This is a genomic window from Moraxella sp. CTOTU48717 (assembly GCF_032057165.1).
Lineage (GTDB): Bacteria > Pseudomonadota > Gammaproteobacteria > Pseudomonadales > Moraxellaceae > Faucicola > Faucicola tetraodonis.
The window spans coordinates 49,330-68,763 of sequence record NZ_DAMBBC010000011.1 but is presented as its reverse complement, the minus strand read 5'-3'; the positions used below and the strand labels follow the sequence as shown (position 1 = coordinate 68,763).

General features: G+C 43.3%; 17 protein-coding genes. 6 read left to right on the top strand and 11 right to left on the bottom strand.

Annotated elements, in window-relative coordinates; all coding sequences use genetic code 11:
* Window positions 1–58 precede the first annotated feature (58 nt).
* Together rpoN and RT084_RS08005 are read left to right on the top strand one after the other, a co-directional pair.
* Window positions 59–1,849 (top strand): RNA polymerase factor sigma-54, encoded by a 1,791-nt coding sequence (gene rpoN, locus RT084_RS08010; RefSeq protein WP_312385562.1) that lies wholly within the window; start codon window positions 59–61, stop codon window positions 1,847–1,849.
* A gap of 265 nt (window positions 1,850–2,114) precedes the next feature.
* Entirely contained in the window at window positions 2,115–3,353 is a 1,239-nt protein-coding gene (locus RT084_RS08005; protein WP_312385563.1) for a cation:proton antiporter, read from the top strand.
* Between the two features lie 56 nt (window positions 3,354–3,409).
* On the opposite strand, the gene thiS is transcribed toward RT084_RS08005, so the two are convergent.
* The 4 genes from thiS to RT084_RS07985 all read right to left on the bottom strand — a co-directional run bounded on the left by thiS (window position 3,410) and on the right by RT084_RS07985 (window position 5,650).
* A complete protein-coding gene (thiS, locus tag RT084_RS08000; RefSeq protein ID WP_060995472.1) occupies window positions 3,410–3,610 on the bottom strand; it encodes a sulfur carrier protein ThiS in 201 nt (66 codons plus the stop codon).
* A 47-nt stretch (window positions 3,611–3,657) separates the two neighbouring features.
* The gene (locus RT084_RS07995; protein ID WP_312385564.1) at window positions 3,658–4,026 is read right to left on the bottom strand and encodes a DUF423 domain-containing protein; all 369 of its coding nucleotides are present in this window, start codon (window positions 4,024–4,026) and stop codon (window positions 3,658–3,660) included.
* 5 nt (window positions 4,027–4,031) lie between these two features.
* Window positions 4,032–5,213 carry an RNA polymerase sigma factor RpoH gene (gene rpoH, locus RT084_RS07990; protein WP_312385565.1) on the bottom strand — a complete coding sequence of 394 codons (1,182 nt, stop codon included), beginning with the start codon at window positions 5,211–5,213 and terminating at the stop codon, window positions 4,032–4,034.
* Window positions 5,214–5,287: 74 nt separating this feature from the next.
* Entirely contained in the window at window positions 5,288–5,650 is a 363-nt protein-coding gene (locus RT084_RS07985) for a sulfurtransferase TusA family protein (protein WP_312385566.1), read from the bottom strand.
* 288 nt (window positions 5,651–5,938) lie between these two features.
* Here RT084_RS07985 and RT084_RS07980 point away from each other — a divergent pair, with 288 nt between their 5' ends.
* Window positions 5,939–7,558, top strand: a complete 1,620-nt coding sequence (locus tag RT084_RS07980) for a M48 family metalloprotease (RefSeq protein WP_312539369.1) — start codon at window positions 5,939–5,941, stop codon at window positions 7,556–7,558.
* A gap of 3 nt (window positions 7,559–7,561) precedes the next feature.
* On the opposite strand, the gene yihA is transcribed toward RT084_RS07980, so the two are convergent.
* Window positions 7,562–8,263, bottom strand: a complete 702-nt coding sequence (gene yihA / locus RT084_RS07975) for a ribosome biogenesis GTP-binding protein YihA/YsxC (RefSeq protein WP_312385568.1) — start codon at window positions 8,261–8,263, stop codon at window positions 7,562–7,564.
* A gap of 489 nt (window positions 8,264–8,752) precedes the next feature.
* On the opposite strand from yihA, the gene RT084_RS07970 reads away from it, so the two are divergent.
* Window positions 8,753–9,421 (top strand): c-type cytochrome, encoded by a 669-nt coding sequence (locus tag RT084_RS07970; RefSeq protein WP_312385569.1) that lies wholly within the window; start codon window positions 8,753–8,755, stop codon window positions 9,419–9,421.
* 174 nt (window positions 9,422–9,595) lie between these two features.
* Here RT084_RS07970 and tuf read toward each other — a convergent pair whose 3' ends face one another.
* The 5 genes from tuf to RT084_RS07945 form a co-directional block, all read right to left on the bottom strand.
* A complete protein-coding gene (tuf, locus tag RT084_RS07965; RefSeq protein WP_007117403.1) occupies window positions 9,596–10,786 on the bottom strand; it encodes an elongation factor Tu in 1,191 nt (396 codons plus the stop codon).
* Between the two features lie 189 nt (window positions 10,787–10,975).
* The gene (gene fusA, locus RT084_RS07960) at window positions 10,976–13,102 is read right to left on the bottom strand and encodes an elongation factor G (RefSeq protein ID WP_219334243.1); all 2,127 of its coding nucleotides are present in this window, start codon (window positions 13,100–13,102) and stop codon (window positions 10,976–10,978) included.
* Window positions 13,103–13,395: 293 nt separating this feature from the next.
* Complete coding sequence (rpsG, locus tag RT084_RS07955) at window positions 13,396–13,869, bottom strand: 30S ribosomal protein S7 (protein ID WP_007116467.1); 474 nt, start codon at window positions 13,867–13,869, stop codon at window positions 13,396–13,398.
* A 133-nt stretch (window positions 13,870–14,002) separates the two neighbouring features.
* The gene (gene rpsL, locus RT084_RS07950; RefSeq protein WP_007116468.1) at window positions 14,003–14,377 is read right to left on the bottom strand and encodes a 30S ribosomal protein S12; all 375 of its coding nucleotides are present in this window, start codon (window positions 14,375–14,377) and stop codon (window positions 14,003–14,005) included.
* Window positions 14,378–15,161: 784 nt separating this feature from the next.
* Window positions 15,162–16,079 (bottom strand): EcsC family protein, encoded by a 918-nt coding sequence (locus tag RT084_RS07945; RefSeq protein ID WP_312116551.1) that lies wholly within the window; start codon window positions 16,077–16,079, stop codon window positions 15,162–15,164.
* A gap of 302 nt (window positions 16,080–16,381) precedes the next feature.
* Between RT084_RS07945 and RT084_RS07940 the strand changes: the two genes are divergently transcribed.
* Together RT084_RS07940 and RT084_RS07935 are read left to right on the top strand one after the other, a co-directional pair.
* The gene (locus tag RT084_RS07940; RefSeq protein ID WP_096489217.1) at window positions 16,382–17,608 is read left to right on the top strand and encodes a beta-ketoacyl synthase N-terminal-like domain-containing protein; all 1,227 of its coding nucleotides are present in this window, start codon (window positions 16,382–16,384) and stop codon (window positions 17,606–17,608) included.
* Window positions 17,609–17,713: 105 nt separating this feature from the next.
* Complete coding sequence (locus RT084_RS07935) at window positions 17,714–19,201, top strand: anthranilate synthase component I family protein (protein WP_312385573.1); 1,488 nt, start codon at window positions 17,714–17,716, stop codon at window positions 19,199–19,201.
* On the opposite strand, the gene RT084_RS07930 is transcribed toward RT084_RS07935, so the two are convergent.
* Entirely contained in the window at window positions 19,198–19,434 is a 237-nt protein-coding gene (locus tag RT084_RS07930; protein WP_227716800.1) for a hypothetical protein, read from the bottom strand. The genes RT084_RS07935 and RT084_RS07930 overlap by 4 nt on opposite strands.

The following is a 19,434-nucleotide window of genomic DNA, read 5'->3' as shown; positions in this document are numbered from 1 at the left end:
CACCATAGACACACCATCTAAACTAACCTCATTAGAGTAAGGCTTAAAAAAACGCGTTATGAAAATTGGTATTGGGGCAAAGCTAACGACGGGGATGACACTCACCCCGCAAATGCAGCAGGCAATTCGCTTGCTGCAATTATCGAGTCTTGAGCTTGAACAAGAAGTGCAGCTTAAACTCGATAGCAACCCTATGCTTGAGCGTGAGGAAGAGTGGGAGACGTCTTATGACGACGCCGATAACCTACCCGATGGCGAAAAATATCCAGAACAAGACATGGATAACGACTATGATGATGACTATCAAGTAGAAGGTGTTGCGTTGTCTGAAGTTGATTGGGATGACTATACCCATCATGAAACTGAGGGGTTGGAAGATTATTTAGCGTCGGATGATGTTTATCCTGCTTCTGCTAGCGAAGATTATCCCGAGCACAGTGAACCTTCGGCAGTGCATGAGTATGCAAGTCATAGCCCAAGTGATAGTTACAGTGACAGTGACAGTTATGGGGACAACAATAGGGACAGTTATGCAGACAGCGATTATCGCTATGATGAGGAATTTGGCTTAGACAGCATTGATAGTAGCGAGCATCTTAGCAGCCAGCAAATCGATATGCCTGTGGATGCGCAGTGGGATGATATCTATAGCTATGAATCTTCGGCAACCACGGGCATTGATAGCGAAGACAGTCAGGATGATTATAAGCTTGCCACGCAAGGAAACATTCAAGATTATGTCCGTTGGCAACTGAATTTAAGACGGCTCTCCACCATCGATATGCTGATGGCGGAGTATCTGATTGATAGCATGGACGAGCGCGGTTTTATCACGTTATCGAATGATGAGCTATTTCAAAGTTTTGATACCATGTTGTCATTTTATCAAGTTGAAAACGTGGACTTGGCGCTTGAAGACATTGAACTTGTGGTTAAGCAAATACAAAACTGCGAGCCACTGGGCGTTGGTGCAAGAAATTTGGCAGAATGCTTGCTGATTCAGCTCAATAAATTGCCGAGTGATACCCCCTCTTGGCAAGCAGCCAAGCAAATTTTGATGCATTCAGAGTTTTTTGCCAACAATAACATCAATGCACTGCTTAAATCATCCAATCTTGATGTCTCTGAGATTCAGCCTGCCCTTGCCTTATTGCGCACATTAAACCCCAATCCTGCACTGTCTTATGAAAAATCACAGCGCCAGCTAGATAAAGGCATTGAAAGCTACGACATTCCTGATGTCATTGTTGTGCAGCGAGGGCAGCATTGGGAAGTCAGCCTAAACCCAGAAACCTTGCCAAAACTGCGTATTAACCAAATGTATGCCAAGCTTGTCAGTCGCAATGACAACAGTGAACAAGGCGTCTATCTAAAAGAGCAGTTGTATGATGCGCGGCTGTTTATCCGTAGTATCGAAGAGCGTAATCAAAATCTACTAAAAGTTGCAACCTGTATCGTCAAACGTCAGCAGGCTTTTTTTGAGCAAGGCGTCATGGCCATGCAGCCGATGGTACTCAAAGATGTGGCAGATGAAGTGGGCCTACATGAGTCAACCGTTTCTCGCATCACTACCAGCAAAACCATCGTTACCCCCAAAGGGCTATTTAGCCTAAAATATTTCTTTTCCAGTCAAGTCAGTAGTGATGAGGGGGAAGGCGTTTCTTCAACTGCTATCAGTGCGATGATCAAGCAAATGATTGAGGCAGAAGACCCCAAAAAACCGCTATCTGATAGTAGTATTATGAAGCACCTGCAAGATAAAGGCATTGATATTGCCCGTCGTACCGTGACCAAATACCGGGAAGGTATGAACATCGGTTCTTCTACGCAGCGTAAAGTGCGGTTTTGACCGCAGTGTTGGGCTTAGAGGGTCAGTCAAAATCCTCTCTAGCTGAATTCTCAAATTTAACTAAGCCGTCAAATATAACTAAATTTTTAAATTTAGCTCAACTTGCAAGTTTAACTCAACGCTCGAACTGTTAACAAATCTCTTGGTATTTTGCTAAACACCAATGATTGATAGCATGCCCACCTTTTTGCATAATGGATTCATAAGGGATAAACCTTTGACGCAGTAACATGGCTCTTTTAGCAACTTATCTTGGTACACGGGTATGCTTGAACACTATAATTTGATTTTACTTTTTTTAGGGTTGGCGTTTTTAATCGGGGCATTTTTTCCTGTGCTACCGCGCAAGCTTTCGATATCCTTGCCTATGCTACAAATTACCTTTGGCGCACTGCTAGGGTATTTTTTTATGGGGCTGCCTAGAATTAATCCGCTTAATTATGGCGTTCCTATCGAAAAAGTTACAGAAGTGGTGGTGCTGATTTCGTTGGTCGGTTGTGGTATCAAACTTGATAGTCCGCTCAATTGGAAAACTTGGCAACCGACCTTAAGGTTGTTGGTGATTGTGATGCCAGTGGGTATCGCCGCGATGGCATTGATGGGGCATTATATTTTTGGACTCAGTATGGCGGCGGCTATTTTGCTCGGTGCGGTGCTAGCGCCAACCGACCCTGTGCTAGCGGCAAGCATCCAAGTCGGTCCACCCAACTCCGAACGACAGGAAGATGTGACCCGATTTACCCTCACCTCAGAGGCGGGTCTCAATGATGGACTGGCATTTCCGTTCGTGTATTTAGCGATAGCCATTGCTACGGCAGTGTCTCTCAATCAAGGTTTTGGTGTAGAAGATTGGCTGCATTGGTTGGGTTATGATGTGTTATGGCGAATCATCGCAGGGGTGGTGGCGGGTTACTGTGTCGGTAAGTTTTTGGCAAATTGGCTATTTACTAAGGCATATCCCGATAAAGTCGAGCAAAGTTATATGGTGTTAGCCTTGATGTTACTGGCTTATAGCATCACAGAGTTTGTGCATGGTTATGGTTTTATTGCCGTATTTGTCGCCGCGTTAACCCTTCGGCGCTCAGAATGTGAACATGAATATCATGAAGGCTTGCATGATTTTGCTGAGCAAATTGAAGGTTTGCTGATGTCGCTCGTGATGGTATTTTTGGGACTGCTAGTGGGTCAAGCGTTAGCGAGTGATGTTACTCTTAGCTGGCAAGTGTATGTGGTATGTTTGGCGTTTATATTTTTGATACGTCCCATCGTGGGTTATTTTAGCCTAGGTAAACTGGGGATGAGTCGCAATGAACGCTGGGTAACGGCAGGACTGGGCATTCGTGGGATTGGTACATTGTATTATATTGCCTATGCGATGAATAAGGGCGTATTTACCAGTGATGAAGCGCTAAAAATTTGGGTGATTTGTGTGGTAATGATTGCGATGTCGGTTTTTTTACATGGGCTAACCGCCAACCGTTTATTAGCCATGACCAAAAATTAGTGTAATGCAAAAATAAAAAAGCGGGTGAGTTACCCGCTCCTTTTACGCTGATATGATTAGCCACCACCCACCGCTTGCACTACTTCAATGTTCATACCATCTTGCAAGGTGACATTTGCCAATTGGCTTTTTGGAATCAATTCACCGTTGATTTCAACAGCAAAACGACCTTGGGTTTGCCCCATTTCATCCAATAGTTGTAAGAGATTTTGATGTAACGTTTGTTTGACGTCACCATTTAAAGTCACTTGTGGCATTATTTCGCTTCCTGTTTTGTTACGCTTTCTGTCATGGTTAAATAAGGTTAAACTGATGAAGTGTGCTTAGCAACACTAATCGCAAGCCAAATCCATGCGATAATAAACAGCGTGCCGCCAATCGGGGTAATGGCACCGAGCCATCGTGGCATGCCCAAAGCCATCAAATATAGTGAACCTGTAAAAAACACAATACCCAGTTGCATCACCCACGCGATAGTAGGAGAGGTGAGGTTTATACGCAATAACATACCAACAATCAACAACCCAAGCGCGTGATAAAAAAAGTATTGCGTACCAGTTTGCCACCAAGCCATTTGCTCGGCTGACAAACGCGGTTTAAGCCCATGTGCGGCAAACGCCCCACAGGCGACCGCCACTGCCATATTTATCGCACCAACACTTAACCAATTCATGACGTTTAATCCAACTGCAAATGGGTATTGGCTAACATGGCTTCTTTGATTTTATCCATGGCATTTTTTTCAATTTGGCGTACCCGTTCCGCGGAGATATTATACTCCGCCGCCAACTCGTGCAAGGTCGCTTTTTGCTCATTGAGCCAGCGCTGCTGTACAATATCCCGCGAACGATCGTCCAAATCTTCCATCGCTTCCATCAAGGCTGAATTGTTATTTTCTTCCCAATCAGCATCTTCTACCATATCGGCTGGGTCAGCCGCATCTTCTAAAAAATACTGCGGTGCATAGCGACCTTCGTCTTCATCATCACTTTGTGCTTCAAACGATGCATCATACGAAGTCAGACGGCTTTCCATCTCTAGCACTTGCTTGACAGTAACATTTAAGTCTTTGGCAATCGCTTCGGCTTCTTCCAGCGTTAACTGGTTGTTGGTTTTTTTCAGTGAGCGCAAGTTAAAAAACAGCTTGCGGTGCGCTTTGGTGGTCGCGACTTTGACGATACGCCAGTTGCGAATCACAAACTCATGGATTTCAGCTTTGATCCAATGCACCGCAAAAGACACCAAACGCACGCCTTTGTTTGGGTCAAAGCGTTTCACCGCTTTCATCAAGCCGACATTGCCTTCTTGAATCAAGTCACCTTGTGGCAAACCATAGCCAGAGTAACTGCGCGCAATGTGAATCACAAACCGCAGATGCGACATAACCAGCAGTCGTGCTGCTTCTACATCCCCTTCGTCAGTATAGCGATGCGCTAGCTCCTGTTCTTGCTCTGCCGTCAAAATAGGAATTTGATGAACCGCGTTGATATACGCGCCTAAATTTACCCCAGGCGCAGATAGCGCAGTCGGCATGGTAGGAACAAGGGCATTGGTCATGGCTTTCTTTTGACGGGATCGCGATGCAGTCTTACGTGGTTTTTCAGCAAACTCATCGTCATAGTCGTCATCATCCTCGTCCACCAACTCATCATAGTCATCATAACTATCAGGGAGCTGTGCAAGGTCGATATCGTCGTCGCCTAAGCTATCAAAGTCTGGCTCGTCAAATTCATCGAGTTCGTCGTCATCGATGTCATCAAATGCAGCGTGTGGATCGTCACCCAGCTTAGCGTCAAGCTTGGTCGATTTTTTTGCGTTGGCAGTCTTTTTTATTGTCGTTGTTTTGGTCTTTGTAGCCATGAAATAGCCTGTCAATTGTCCTTTAATTTCTGTTATTTAGTATGCCTTAAAGCCAGCTTTTTTGTAAGAGGCGTTTAGCAATTTTTGGTTATGATCGAGTGAAAGATTGTGTCTGTTGTATTTTCAGACGGTATGATTGATGTGTGCTGTACGAGTGTATATCCGGCATGCTGACAAAAAGCTGCGATGTCACGCTTGCTGTTAGGGTCGGTTGCGGTCACATACACCGCATGACCCAACGCGGTCTTTTTTAGTGCCATTTTAAGTTTAAGCAGCGGCATCGGGCAGGCGAGTCCTTTACCATTTACATAGTGCTCAATTTGAGCATTGATGTTGAGATTGTTATGTTCGCCTGAGCGAAACAATCCCCAATCTTGGCAAAAGGCGTCATCTGAGAGTAAGGCAGGATTTAGCGTAATCTGAGAAGAATCCGTCATGGTAATAAAATCGCTACTGGAAAATTTAAAGTGTGTTAGGTGGTTATTATAGGCTAAATTACAAGTGTAGACGATTGAGATAAATCAAAGTTAGCATTATATTTTTGAAAATCTAACCTTTATCCTGTACTTAGTGGTCGGTAGATTGCAGCAAGATATCATTACAAAATTTGGCTTTTTAAAGCTGCTGAAATTTGTATATTGAGCAGTATTATTTAGCATTTGCCTTTTTTTTAAACACCATTTTTTAACCACCATTCTAAGCTAATTCGCTGTCAAAGGTCGCGCATGCCCATCAATCCATTTGCTGGTTATTTATCTGCTAGTTATTTATTAAGAAAAACGCTCATAGTAGCTATATTAAGTACCCTATCAACAGCGGTTTTTGCGTTAGATAACTTCTCCTATCAAAGTGCGCCTGCTTTTAATCCAGTCATGATTGCAAGTGCTGAGCCTACCAAGGTGAATAGCCAATTAGCCTCTATGGACAATGGACAAGCGCTCATCGATACCGAGCAAAATCGCCAAGTCGGTGAGTGGGCGCTTCGACAAATCAACGGCAATGCAGCGCTGATAAAAGACCCTTGGTTGCAGCAATCGCTTGAACAAATTGTGTGGCAAATCAATGCGGTAGCAGGTCTCAACGCACCCATGGGGCTAGTGATTATCAATGACAAGCAAATCAATGCCTTTGCAGTACCGTCTGGGCTTATCGGCATCAATGTCGGTTTGTTGGATAAAGCTAAAAGTCTGGATGAAATAGTGAGCGTCGTCGCGCATGAGATTGCTCATGTCAGCCAGCGCCATTATCAACATCGCAATGATGAAAAAACCAAACAGCTACTGATGCAGGCAGGCGGTCTTTTGGCGGGCGTCGCAGCATCCAAAGTCGGGGATGGTGATGCCGCTGCCGCTGTCATGCTAGGCTCTCAGGCGATGTCTGCCAACGCTGCTGCTTCCTATAGCCGCGGTCAAGAGCGAGAAGCCGACCGTATTGGCATGCAAATCATGAACCAAGCGGGCTATGACGTCAATGCCATGCCCAGTTTCTTTGCCACCCTAGACCAACAAAACCCTGTCAAAAGTAACACCTTGATTCCCAGTTTTATTTTAAGCCATCCGCTCACCGCAGATAGAATCAGTGAAGCAAGGGCGCGAGTCGCAACTTACAAGCGTGATAGCCAAGCTAATATGGCATCAAACCGTTATCAATCTATTCAACAGCAGCGTGCGCAACTGTTTGAACAAATCCAGTGGCGTGCTCGCTACTATGGCTATCTAGTAAACAAAGCCGATTTGGAACAAGGGGCGAAAACCAGTGAAGGTGCCAAGCTTGCGCTGATTAATTATTATCTTGATAACGGACAACCCAAAGCGGCACAAAGCTTAATGCAGGATTTTGACAAGGACATCAATACGCTCGCCAATCCCCTAGCAGTCGTGACATTTAGCCAGTTAGCGGCGCAGCAAGGCAATGTCGATGTGGCAATCGCTAAATTGCAGCAACTCGCTTCTGTGTATCCTGAGCGCACAGATGTGCCACGCTATCTAAGTGACATTTATTTAAAATATCGACCTACTGCAGAAAGTGGTCAAAAAGTATTAGCGCTGCTTCAACCCTTATCCAAGCAAAATCCCCGTGACGTCATGGTGTGGGATCGATTACAACAAGCCAGTCAACTACTTGCAAAACATCGTAGCGGCGATGAGCAACTGATTCATCGCATCAATACGTTACGCTATCGCGCGTATAGCGAGTTATGGCGCAATGAGCTAAAAGACGCGGTGACATCACTCACCCAAGCCAAATCGTTAGCAAAGCAGCTACCTAGTAACCAATCTTTGCTAGCACTGCTGAATCAGCAAATCAACCAAGTACAAGACGCCAATCAGTTTAAACCATCTTAACGATTAGACGGCTAACGTAGGTTCATTATCCGTTGGCTCATCCTGCTCCGGTAGCGCCAACCAACTGGCAAGTTTCAGTGACAGTTCTTCGAGACCAATTCTATCTTGGGCAGAAAATAATTGAATACTAAACGGCAATTTTAATTTATTAAGCTGATTGCGGGTTTGCTGTAACGTGTTTTTGGCAGCACCATATTTGAGCTTATCGGCTTTGGTTAATAGCACATGAACCTCAAGCTCACCGTCTTTTGCCCAGTGTAGCATTTGCTCATCAAAGAATTTTAGTGGATGGCGAATGTCTGTGAGCAGCACTAAACCTGCGAGGCTTTTACGCGAAATTAGGTATTTTTCCAGCTCTGACTGCCATTCTTTTTTCATCGCCTCGGGCACGGCGGCATAGCCATACCCTGGCAAATCCACCAACCGCTGATCCAAATTGCCCATATTAAAAAAGTTAATCATTTGGGTGCGACCTGGGGTTTTGGAGGAGCGGGCTAACTGGCGCTGCTGGGTCAATGCATTAATGCAAGAGGACTTACCAGCATTTGAGCGGCCAGCAAAAGCAACTTCGCGACCCGTATCGGCAGGACACAGTTTGAAAGTAGGGGCAGACAGCATAAATTGGGTTTGATGCAACCAGCGTTTTGCCGCATCACTATCGTCAGTAATCGCAGTCGGCGCAAGGGTGTTAGTAAAATCCATCATCAGCACATAATCTTAATGTTAAAGCGCTATTGTATCAGCAAATACCCATAACCCAAAATTTTGAGCACTTGCTACCGCTGTTTTGTGAGATATTTTTTGTAGTGAAACCCGCTTGCCAACCTGCAAATGACTTTTACATGATTATCGAGTTATGGCATAATAATCAGCCATATCAATTATTCGATTATGGTTTTAATCATGACTGTCACTGTAATCGACAAAACCCTCGGTGTTTTAAAATCATTTAGCTAACTTAAATGCCGTATTAGCCATATGATTAGCGTTCATTAATAGGGTAGCCTACAAATTTTGCAGACAAGCGCATGGTTGTCTTGCTATAATATTGTAACTTAGTAGATACATTCACCAGTGTTAAAGCAATAAATATATATGATGATAACTGGGTGTTGCTTTGATATTGTAAGTAATGCCTTTGTCGCTAGCTCATTGTGAGTCATAACCAACACGCTTTAGTAGGAATTGTTACCGATGAAAAAAATACTCACTGCCGCAAGCCTTTTAATTGCCAGCGTAAGCGGTTCTGCAGCTGTTACCGTACCAAAATATGACATTGCCAAAGGTAAGGTTATTGCTGAATCAGTTTGTGGTGCTTGTCATGGCGTCAATGGTGTTAGTAGTGTTCCTGCACAGCCTAACCTTGGCGGACAAAACGTTAAGTATCTCTATAAACAGCTAACCGAATTCAAATCAGGCGCGCGTGTCAATCCTATTATGTCATCGCAAGTGGCAAAATTAAATGACCAAGACCTGGCGAATGTGGCAGGTTATTATGCAAGCCAACCACGTTGGGGGGTAGGTTATGCCAATCCTGCTTACGCTCCCGTGGCACAAAAATTGTATTATGGTGGTAATAGTACACGCGGTGTGATTCCTTGTGCAGGCTGTCACGGTGGTAAAGCCAATGGTAACGATTTAGCCGCTTTTCCACGTATTGGGGGTCAGCATTCAGCCTATATCGCGACCCAATTAAAACTATTCCGGGCGGCAGGTCGTGAAGACGAGGTGACCGACCCATCACAAGTGCGTGTGAATGATGCAGCTAAGAAAGGCGATAAAGGCATGATGCAAATCGTAGCCTCAAAATTATCGGATAACGATATCAAAGTATTGTCTGACTATATCAGCGGTCTACACTAGCATCTATTGAGGTATAATTTAGCCAAGCTTAGCGCTTGGCTTTTTTTATTGTCTAAAATGACCTAAAAGAATCGTAAATTCTAGTGGTAAATAAAATTTTGGCAAAAGGCCAGGCATAAAAGCAGGTATAAAAAAAGAGCCACCGAAGTGACTCTTTTGTATGCTCGCTAACGATTAGTCGTTAACTTTAGCAACAACACCCGCACCTACAGTACGGCCACCTTCACGGATTGCAAAGCGTAAGCCTTGGTCCATTGCGATTGGGTGGATTAGCTCTACGTTCATTTCAACGTTATCGCCAGGCATTACCATCTCTGTACCTTCTGGTAATTGGATTGCGCCAGTTACGTCAGTGGTACGGAAGTAGAATTGTGGACGGTAACCATTTAAGAATGGGGTGTGACGACCACCTTCTTCTTTTGATAGTACGTATACTTCTGCGTCAAATTTGGTGTGTGGTTTGATTGAACCTGGTTTAGCCAATACTTGACCACGTTGTACGTCTTCACGTTTGGTACCACGTAGTAGTACACCACAGTTCTCGCCTGCACGACCTTCGTCTAGCAGTTTACGGAACATTTCAACGCCAGTACAGGTGGTTTTTGCGGTTGGTTTGATACCAACGATTTCAATTTCTTCACCAACTTTGATGACGCCTGATTCTACACGGCCTGTTACTACAGTACCACGACCAGAGATTGAGAATACGTCTTCGATTGGCATTAAGAATGGTTTGTCAATCGCACGTTCTGGTTCTGGGATGTAGCTGTCTAGGGTGTCAAGTAGTTCTAGTACGGCTGGTTCACCGTATTTGCCTTCGCCACCGTTTAGGGCTTCTAGGGCAGAACCTTTGATGATTGGGGTGTCATCGCCAGGGAAGTCGTAGCTTGATAGTAGTTCACGTACTTCCATTTCGACAAGTTCTAGTAGTTCTTCGTCATCAACCATGTCACATTTGTTCATGAATACCATGATGTATGGTACACCTACTTGGCGTGATAGTAGGATGTGTTCACGGGTTTGTGGCATTGGGCCGTCAGTGGCTGATACGACTAGGATGGCGCCGTCCATCTGTGCGGCACCAGTGATCATGTTTTTAACATAGTCAGCATGGCCAGGACAGTCTACGTGTGCGTAGTGACGTGCTTGGGTGTCATATTCAATGTGTGAGGTGTTGATGGTGATACCACGGGCTTTTTCTTCAGGGGCTGAGTCAATTGACGCGTAGTCTTTGGCTTCACCACCGTTGTGTTTTGCTGCTACGGTCGCAATCGCAGCTGTTAGGGTTGTTTTACCATGGTCAACGTGTCCAATGGTGCCTACGTTAACGTGTGGTTTAGTACGTTCAAACTTGGCCTTTGCCATAATTTAATCCTCTTTTGTTAATATTAACCTAATGCTATTAGGTCATTTACTTTATTATCAACGCTTATAGGTTATGAAAATTTGACCCATTAAATTTAACAGGTCAAATTAGCTAACTTATAATTTTTTTCAGTGTCGAATAGGATAGAAGAATTTGATTGGGTTTAACCATCAAATTGCCCATCAAATTTATTCGTCATCATCTTTATGAGTGAATTTTTTGATGATTTCATCAGCAACGTTACGTGGTGTCTCAGCGTATTTTGCAAACTCCATTGAGTAGGTTGCACGACCTTGAGACATTGAGCGTAATTGGGTTGCATAACCAAACATCTCGGCTAGTGGTACTTCCGCACGGATTTGTTTAACGCCGCCAAACATATCATCCATACCTTGCACCATACCACGGCGACGGTTTAAGTCACCCATGATATCACCCATGTAGTCTTCCGGTGTCTCAACTTCTACTTTCATAACTGGCTCAAGTAGAACAGGGTTTGCATTCATAAAGCCTTTACGGAAGGCCATAGAACCTGCCATTTTGAACGACAACTCATCTGAGTCAACGTCATGGTATGAACCATCATACAGTGTTGCTTTAATACCAACGACTGGGTAACCTGCAAGAACACCATTTTTCATACGTTCTTGAATACCTTTGTCTACCGCACCAAAGTACTCTTTTGGTACCACACCACCAACCACTTCTTCAGCAAATTCATATTCTTTGCCATCAGCCGTGTCAAGTGGCTCAAGACGTAACCATACGTGACCGAATTTACCACGACCACCAGTTTGGCGTACGAATTTACCTTCTTGCTCAACGGTGTTACGAATCGTTTCACGGTAAGCTACTTGTGGTGCACCTACGTTGGCTTCAACGCTAAACTCACGTTTCATACGGTCAACAAGAATTTCTAAGTGCAGCTCACCCATACCGCTGATGATAGTCTGACCAGATTCCTCATCGGTGTGAACACGAAATGAAGGGTCTTCTTTTGCCAAACGGTTAAGCGCGATTGACATTTTTTCTTGGTCAGCTTTGGTTTTTGGTTCCACTGCCAATGAAATAACAGGATCTGGGAATTCCATGCGCTCAAGCGTAATGATATTGTTTTCGTCACATAGCGTATCACCTGTGGTTACATCTTTTAGACCTACAAATGCAACGATGTCACCTGCACGAACTTCATCCACTTCTTTTTGTGAGTTAGCGTGCATCTCAACGATACGGCCAATACGCTCACGTTTCATTTTCACTGGGTTATAAACAGAGTCACCTTGTTTAGCAACACCTGAATAAACACGGACGAAGGTTAAATTACCCACGTATTTGTCATTCATGATTTTGAACGCAAGACCAGCAAATGGTGCATCATCCGATGATTCACGAGTCGCTTCAGTTTCGGCTTTGTCATCTAACACACCTTTGATCGCATCAACGTCATTTGGTGCTGGTAAGAATTCGATAACCGCGTCAAGCATACGTTGTACGCCTTTGTTTTTAAACGCAGTACCACAAAGCATTGGTTGAATTTCGCCCGCTAAGGTACGTGCACGTAAACCTGCTACGATATCTTCACGTGATAAATCACCTTCTTCTAGGTATTTATCCATCAACTCTTCTGAAGATTCAGCAGCTGCCTCAACCATGTTGTTGCGCCATTCATCGACGATATCAACCAAGTTAGCAGGAATTTCTGCATATTCAAATTTCATACCTTGAGAAGCGACATCCCAAATGATGGCTTTCATTTCTAGAAGGTCAACAACCCCTTCAAAAGTATCTTCTGCACCGATTGGCACAACCACAGGCACAGGATTACCACCAAGACGTTGTTTTACTTGGTCAACAACGCGGAAGAAGTTTGCACCTGTACGGTCCATTTTGTTTACGAACGCAAGACGCGGTACTTTATACTTGTTCGCTTGACGCCATACTGTTTCTGACTGAGGCTGTACACCACCAACCGCACAGTAAACCATACATGCACCGTCAAGTACACGCATTGAACGTTCTACTTCAATGGTGAAGTCAACGTGGCCGGGGGTGTCAATGATGTTAATGCGATGCTCTGGGAATTGATGACCCATACCAGACCAAAAACAAGTCGTTGCCGCTGAGGTAATAGTAATACCACGCTCTTGCTCTTGTTCCATCCAGTCCATGGTTGCAGCACCTTCATGCACTTCACCTAGCTTATGGTTTTTACCTGTATAAAACAAAATACGTTCAGTTGTTGTCGTTTTACCCGCATCAATATGTGCAGAGATACCGATATTACGGTAGCGATTTAAGGGTGTTGTACGTGCCATAGTTAATTCCTAAGGACTAAAGATTAAAATTATTCCATTATCAATAAACAGTTATGTCTTAAAATGAATAATAATTAGTTTTAACGTTTGATTGAAAGATCGACAACCAACTAGATAAAAGAAAGCCTTACTCTTGACATAAGTGCTGTATGATAAGAGCTTGCCATGACAAATGCATGACAAGCTTCTTTTTCAATATGCAATATTGGGCTAAATTTGCAAACTTCAAGTCACCCAATATCATCTATCTATTATAAGCTAATTGCTACCTAGGTGATAGCAATCAGTATCAATTAGAAACGATAGTGTGAGAACGCTTTGTTTGCGTCAGCCATACGGTGAACTTCGTCACGTTTTTTCAGTGCATTACCTTTGCCATCAGCTGCGTCTAGCAATTCACCTGCTAAACGTAAAGCCATAGATTTTTCAGAACGTTTTGCAGCCGCATCAACTAACCAACGCATTGCTAATGCAGTACGACGGGAGGGACGTACTTCCATAGGAACTTGGTAGGTAGCACCACCCACACGGCGAGCTTTTACTTCCACCATTGGGCGAACTCTTTCTAACGTATCTTCAAAAAACTGGACAGGATCAACGCCCGAGTTTTTTTCTACAACACGGTCTAATGCACCGTATACGATTGATTCTGCAACTGATTTTTTACCGTCAACCATTACATGGTTAATGAATTTAGCAAGTGTTTTGCTACCAAATTTAGGATCTGGTAGGATTTCACGGGCAGCGATGACACGACGTCTAGGCATGATAATTTCCTTGTGTATTCAGGGTAGTCTGGTAGCTAAGCGGTTGCTTTTCACCAGCCTTACTGCATAGTATTGTAAAACTATAATCAACTATGCAAACAATGTTAAAAAATGGGGTAAAAAACGGCTAAAATTATGCTTTAGGACGTTTTGCGCCGTATTTTGAGCGGCCTTGTTTACGATCTTTTACGCCTGCACAGTCAAGTGCGCCACGAACTGTATGGTAACGAACACCTGGTAAGTCTTTTACACGACCACCACGGATAAGTACAACACTGTGCTCTTGTAGGTTGTGACCTTCACCACCGATGTAGCTTGACACTTCAAAACCTGACGTCAAACGTACACGGCATACTTTACGCATCGCTGAGTTTGGTTTTTTTGGTGTGGTAGTGTATACACGGGTACACACGCCACGGCGTTGTGGGCAAGCTTTTAATGCTGGCACTTTTGATTTTTCAGTAATGGTATTGCGACCTTTACGAATTAATTGATTTGTAGTTGCCATAAGGCACTCTCTCCCGTTTGTTGTCAAAAAATCTCTAAAAACCGCTGATAAGCTATTTTTAGGACAGCGTATTATAGAGATTTTTGTTGGTTTTATCAACTAAAAAATTACTCAGATGATGTAGATGGTGATTGTTAGAAAAATTTGAAAAAAGTAGGGGAAGGTAAACTATCAAACATCGTGCTTATCGAGCACAGAGTATCTAACACACTGTGAATATACATCACAATAGACTAAAATAAAAAAGACTAAAACTAAAAGAACCAATGCGTTAACTTTGAAAACCTTAAATAAATTATCGGTTAAAAGTCAACGCATTGGTTCTAGCTCATTTATTACTTATTGTTATTATTCAATGATTGCAAAAAATTCAATTTAATGACGATAATTTTAAATAATTGTACTTTTAAATTTCTTATTTTTTTTATAATTTTTTTTAAACTAACAACGTGATGTACTGACATTTTATTTTTATTTATTGGGGTTATCATCGTTATTGGTTATTAAGCTTGTCATCCGTTGTTAAAGCTATTTTGCCAAATTTAAGCGGGTTAGTCTTTTTAGGTTTGGTGAATAACGTTGATATTGATGGTTAAAAATGTGACGTTGCTGACGGGTTGTGTAAAAGTTTGTATAACATGACTTAAATTAACAAGCTTTATAGTAAATAGTAAATAGTAAATAGTAAATAGTAACTAGCCTTAAATTAGTCAGCACTAGCTATAGCCAATAAAAAAGGCAAAAGCCAAACAGCTAGCTTTTACCTTGGTATATTAATGCAAAATTATTCTTCAGTCATATGGGTCAACTTTGGCGCGGGGGCAAATACCGACATCGCAATTTCAATCACTTCATTGATAATAATATTGTTGTAAGCCGTACCCAAGCCAACCGCAGTGAGTGGAATGACTTTATGTAAAAAACCGAAATTAAACTGCTCAATGTTGATATTAAACTGCGTCGATAGTTCTTCTAGTTTGGTTAATATCCCCATCGCTGATTGGCTGTCTTCTTCGGCAAGTACTGCCGCTCTATACTCTTCAATTGACTGGTCGGTCATCGCTTCAAATATACCCAAACCTGCGAGCAAAGTTTGCTTCTCTTGCAATTTATTGAGATCCACTTTAGCTAAAATTTCATAAGCGATGGCGATACCTTGTTGTCCCGTCAACGGACGGTTATAAATTGCACTGATTTGGAAAATCGTCCGCAAACACACCGCCAACAACCACATTGTATCTACCAAAATACCGGGTAAACCCGCCAAGTTACTAAGTCCACCCAAGGTAGCTAAAGCACGGTTTTGATCGCCAATACTACGGGCTAGGGCTTGTCGTTCACTAGCAACCAAAGTGTCTTTAAAACGCGCATCACGCGCCAAATCAAAATTCGCCCAATTTTGCGACAGTTTGCCGACTTGGGAAAAAACCGCATCCGTTGCTTTATCAAAACTTGTCTTGGGGATTAGTGAGGTGGCCATTTTGGTATAGCTGCCAAATGGGGTTTTACCAAGTAGTTTTTTTGATAGTTTGGGAATATGCTCATGAAACGCGTTTTTATCATTTGATAACGCTTGTTGAAGGCTATCAAAATCAATATCCGCTAAGGGTTTGGTTTGTATCGTATCTTTTGCGCTCAGTTGTGCTAATTTGTGACCTAGGGCTTCAAAAACACGGCGGCTAATAGAAGTAGAGGCTGACATGAGAGTTATCCTTAAGATTATGCTTTTTTATTGGAAAATACTGTCGTAGTAAAACAGCGTAAAGAAAGTGACCGCACTTTTCAACTTTAATGCGTAAAGAGACGTTACACAATGATATCTTTTGTCGATTTAGTTGAATGTTGTGCGTGTAGCTATATTGGATTAAGACAACATAACTAACCATAGTCGTGGTCTAAGAAATATTTTGTAACATTTTTGGGGAAAAACTAGGCAGGTGAAATTCAGAGGGGTACAATAGCGTGATATTTATCATCAATTGATTAAACCAAAAGGAATGGTATATGCAGCGCGTTGTAATCACAGGGGCAGGACTTATCTCGTGTATTGGTAATGACTTAGCCACAGTCAGCGAGTCGCTACAGCAAGGCAAATCGGGCTTGGTATTCAATCCGATTTATCAAGAAAAAGGCTTTAAAGCCTGTGTCTCAGGTAGTATTGATGACGATAACCTAGATACCTCGCATATCGATCGCAAACTTAAACGCTTTTTGTCAAAAGCCAGTTTATACGCCTATCTAAGTGCGCTACAAGCAATCGAGCAAGCAGGATTGTCATTAGCAGATATTGCTCACAATACCAATATTGGCGTGGTAGCAGGTTCGGGTGGGGCATCGAGTGCCGATGTGGCGGCAGCGGTCGATGCAATGCGTGAAAAAGGCTTGCGCGGTGTCGGCGCCATGGCAGTGCCAAAAACCATGGCAAGTACGGTATCAGCCAGTGTTGCAACGGGGTTAAAGATTGGCGGGGTTAGCTACTCTATTGCCTCAGCTTGTGCGACCTCAACGCATTGTGTGGGTCATGCCATGGAGCTGATTCAATTGGGTAAGCAAGACATCGTGATTGCAGGGGGCGGCGAGCAAGAAGACTGGACACAATCTTGTATGTTTGATGGTATGGGTGCGATGAGCACACAATATAATGACAAGCCGCAACTCGCCAGTCGCCCTTACGATGCAGATCGAGACGGCTTTGTGATTGCCGGCGGTGGTGGCATGGTGGTGATTGAGAGCCTAGACTCTGCGAAACAACGCGGCGCGACTATTTTGGCAGAGATTGTTGGCTATGGCGCAAGCTCTGATGGGGCGGATATGGTGGCACCCAGTGGGGTAGGTGCGGTCAACTGTATGAAACAAGCGCTTAAACAAGCAGGCTTAAACTCCGTTGACTATATCAATACTCATGGCACTAGTACGCCGATTGGGGATATCACTGAGCTTGAAGCGATTCGCCAAGTGTTTGGAAGTGAGTTGCCACCGATTAGCTCGACCAAATCAATGACAGGTCATAGCTTGGGTGCGGTAGGGGTGCAAGAATTGATTTATTGTTTATTGATGCTCAATCAAGGCTTTATTGCGCCCAATATCAATATTGAAACCTTGGATGAGAAAGCCACAGATTTTGATATCGTCCGTGAAACGCGTCAAGTCAATTTAAACACTATAATGACCAATAGCTTTGGCTTTGGTGGTACCAATGCAAGTTTAATCATCAAAAAGTTTGTTGAATAAATACTGATGGACGATCATAATTGATAAAAATAGGCGATGACAGTTACCCGATTGTTATCGCTTTTTTGACGCTAAATATAATCATAAAGGTAAAGCATGTACCCAATGCCAAGTTTACAACATCTTGTGCCCTCTCAACTCATCACCCTGTTACAGCAGTTTAATACGACAAATAATCAAGCAATCTATCCGCTTTGGCTCAATAACGAGGGTCAAAATGTTATTGGTTTATTGCCCAAAACAATATTTGAAATACATTCTCAAAATCAGCTATATCAGCTTACCCAAAATCGTCAAAATTGCTCATTCGACGATTTTGGGTACTGTGATACCGTGATTAATACTGGGGCTGATACTGCCACTAATAGGGCAGCTAAGGCTATTGATATTGGCGAATTAACTGCTGCGCTTGAGGCTTATCAACAGCTATCACTTAAGCAGTCTGCTATCCAACATACGGCTAATGTGGGCTACCAAGATGGCTTGATGGGATTTATTAGCTACGATTTATCAGCGCATCATTTAGCAAATGCAAACCATGTGCAAGCAAGTGCAACTCACGGGGAAGCCAGTTACTTAACGCCCAATCAGCCGCAGCTATTTTTGGGACATTATGATATTTATTTGACCTATCAGCACCAGAAGTGGCATTTACATACCACCACTGAGGAAGCCATGGCGCAAGCCGTCAATATCGAAAACTGGCTAAATGATTTAGTCAGTGACGCCCAGCTTCCTACACCAAAGCCGCTTAGCTTGTTACCTTTATGGCAAAAATCTGCGTATAAGCAAGCCTTTTACAAAGTCCAAGACTACCTAACAGCAGGCGATTGCTACCAAATTAATCTTACTCAGTGCTGGCAAGGTCAGTTGTCCAATCAGCAGTTGGTGGATTATCTACCAAGCTTGCATTACTCGACTAACGCCCCGTTTGCAGGCTATCTTGGGTTAAACAATTTTGAACTACTAAGCTGCTCGCCCGAGTTATTTTTTACTTTTGCCAACAATGCCCAAGGCGAAAATTGCATCATTACCAAACCGATAAAAGGTACACGCCCACGTGGACAAAATGTAGCCGCTGACCAAGCCAATAAAAAGGAACTTGCCCGTAGCGAAAAAGACATCGCCGAAAATGTCATGATTGTCGATTTGCTGCGCAATGATTTGGGAAAATATGCCAAGACTGGAACGGTAAAAGTTCCAAAACTGTTTGATATCGAAAGTTTTAGCAATGTGCACCATATGGTGAGCACTATCACCGCCACCCTCAAAGATAACATCAGCCCTTGGACGGTATTGCTTGAAAGTCTGCCCGCGGGCTCAATCACGGGTACCCCCAAAAAGCGCGCGGTAGAAATCATCAATGAATTGGAAGCCAAACCGCGCGGGGCTTACTGTGGTACCATGGGGTATCTCAATTTTGATGGCACAGGGCAATGGAATGTGCTGATTCGTACGCTACAAGCTTCAGATAGTAATGTCAGTCTGTGGGCAGGCGGCGGCATCACGATTGCGTCAGACTGTGATGCAGAATACCAAGAATGTTTTGATAAAGTAGGAAATTTACTAAAAATTTTGCAAAATGACGGTTAACAAAATTTGCCATCAAGTGCGGTATTGAGTTCAGCTGCACTGATGGGCACGCTTTCGTCCTCAAATGGATTAAACACTAGCTCAATATCATAAAAGGCGATATGGGTATCCACAATCGCCAATTTTTTGCGACCCAGTTTTTGGCTAAATGCCAATAACTGTGCTTGATGAGCAAAGCGATAAGTCACCACCTCGCCTGTCTCGATATTTTGGCATTTGATAAAAAACTGCAT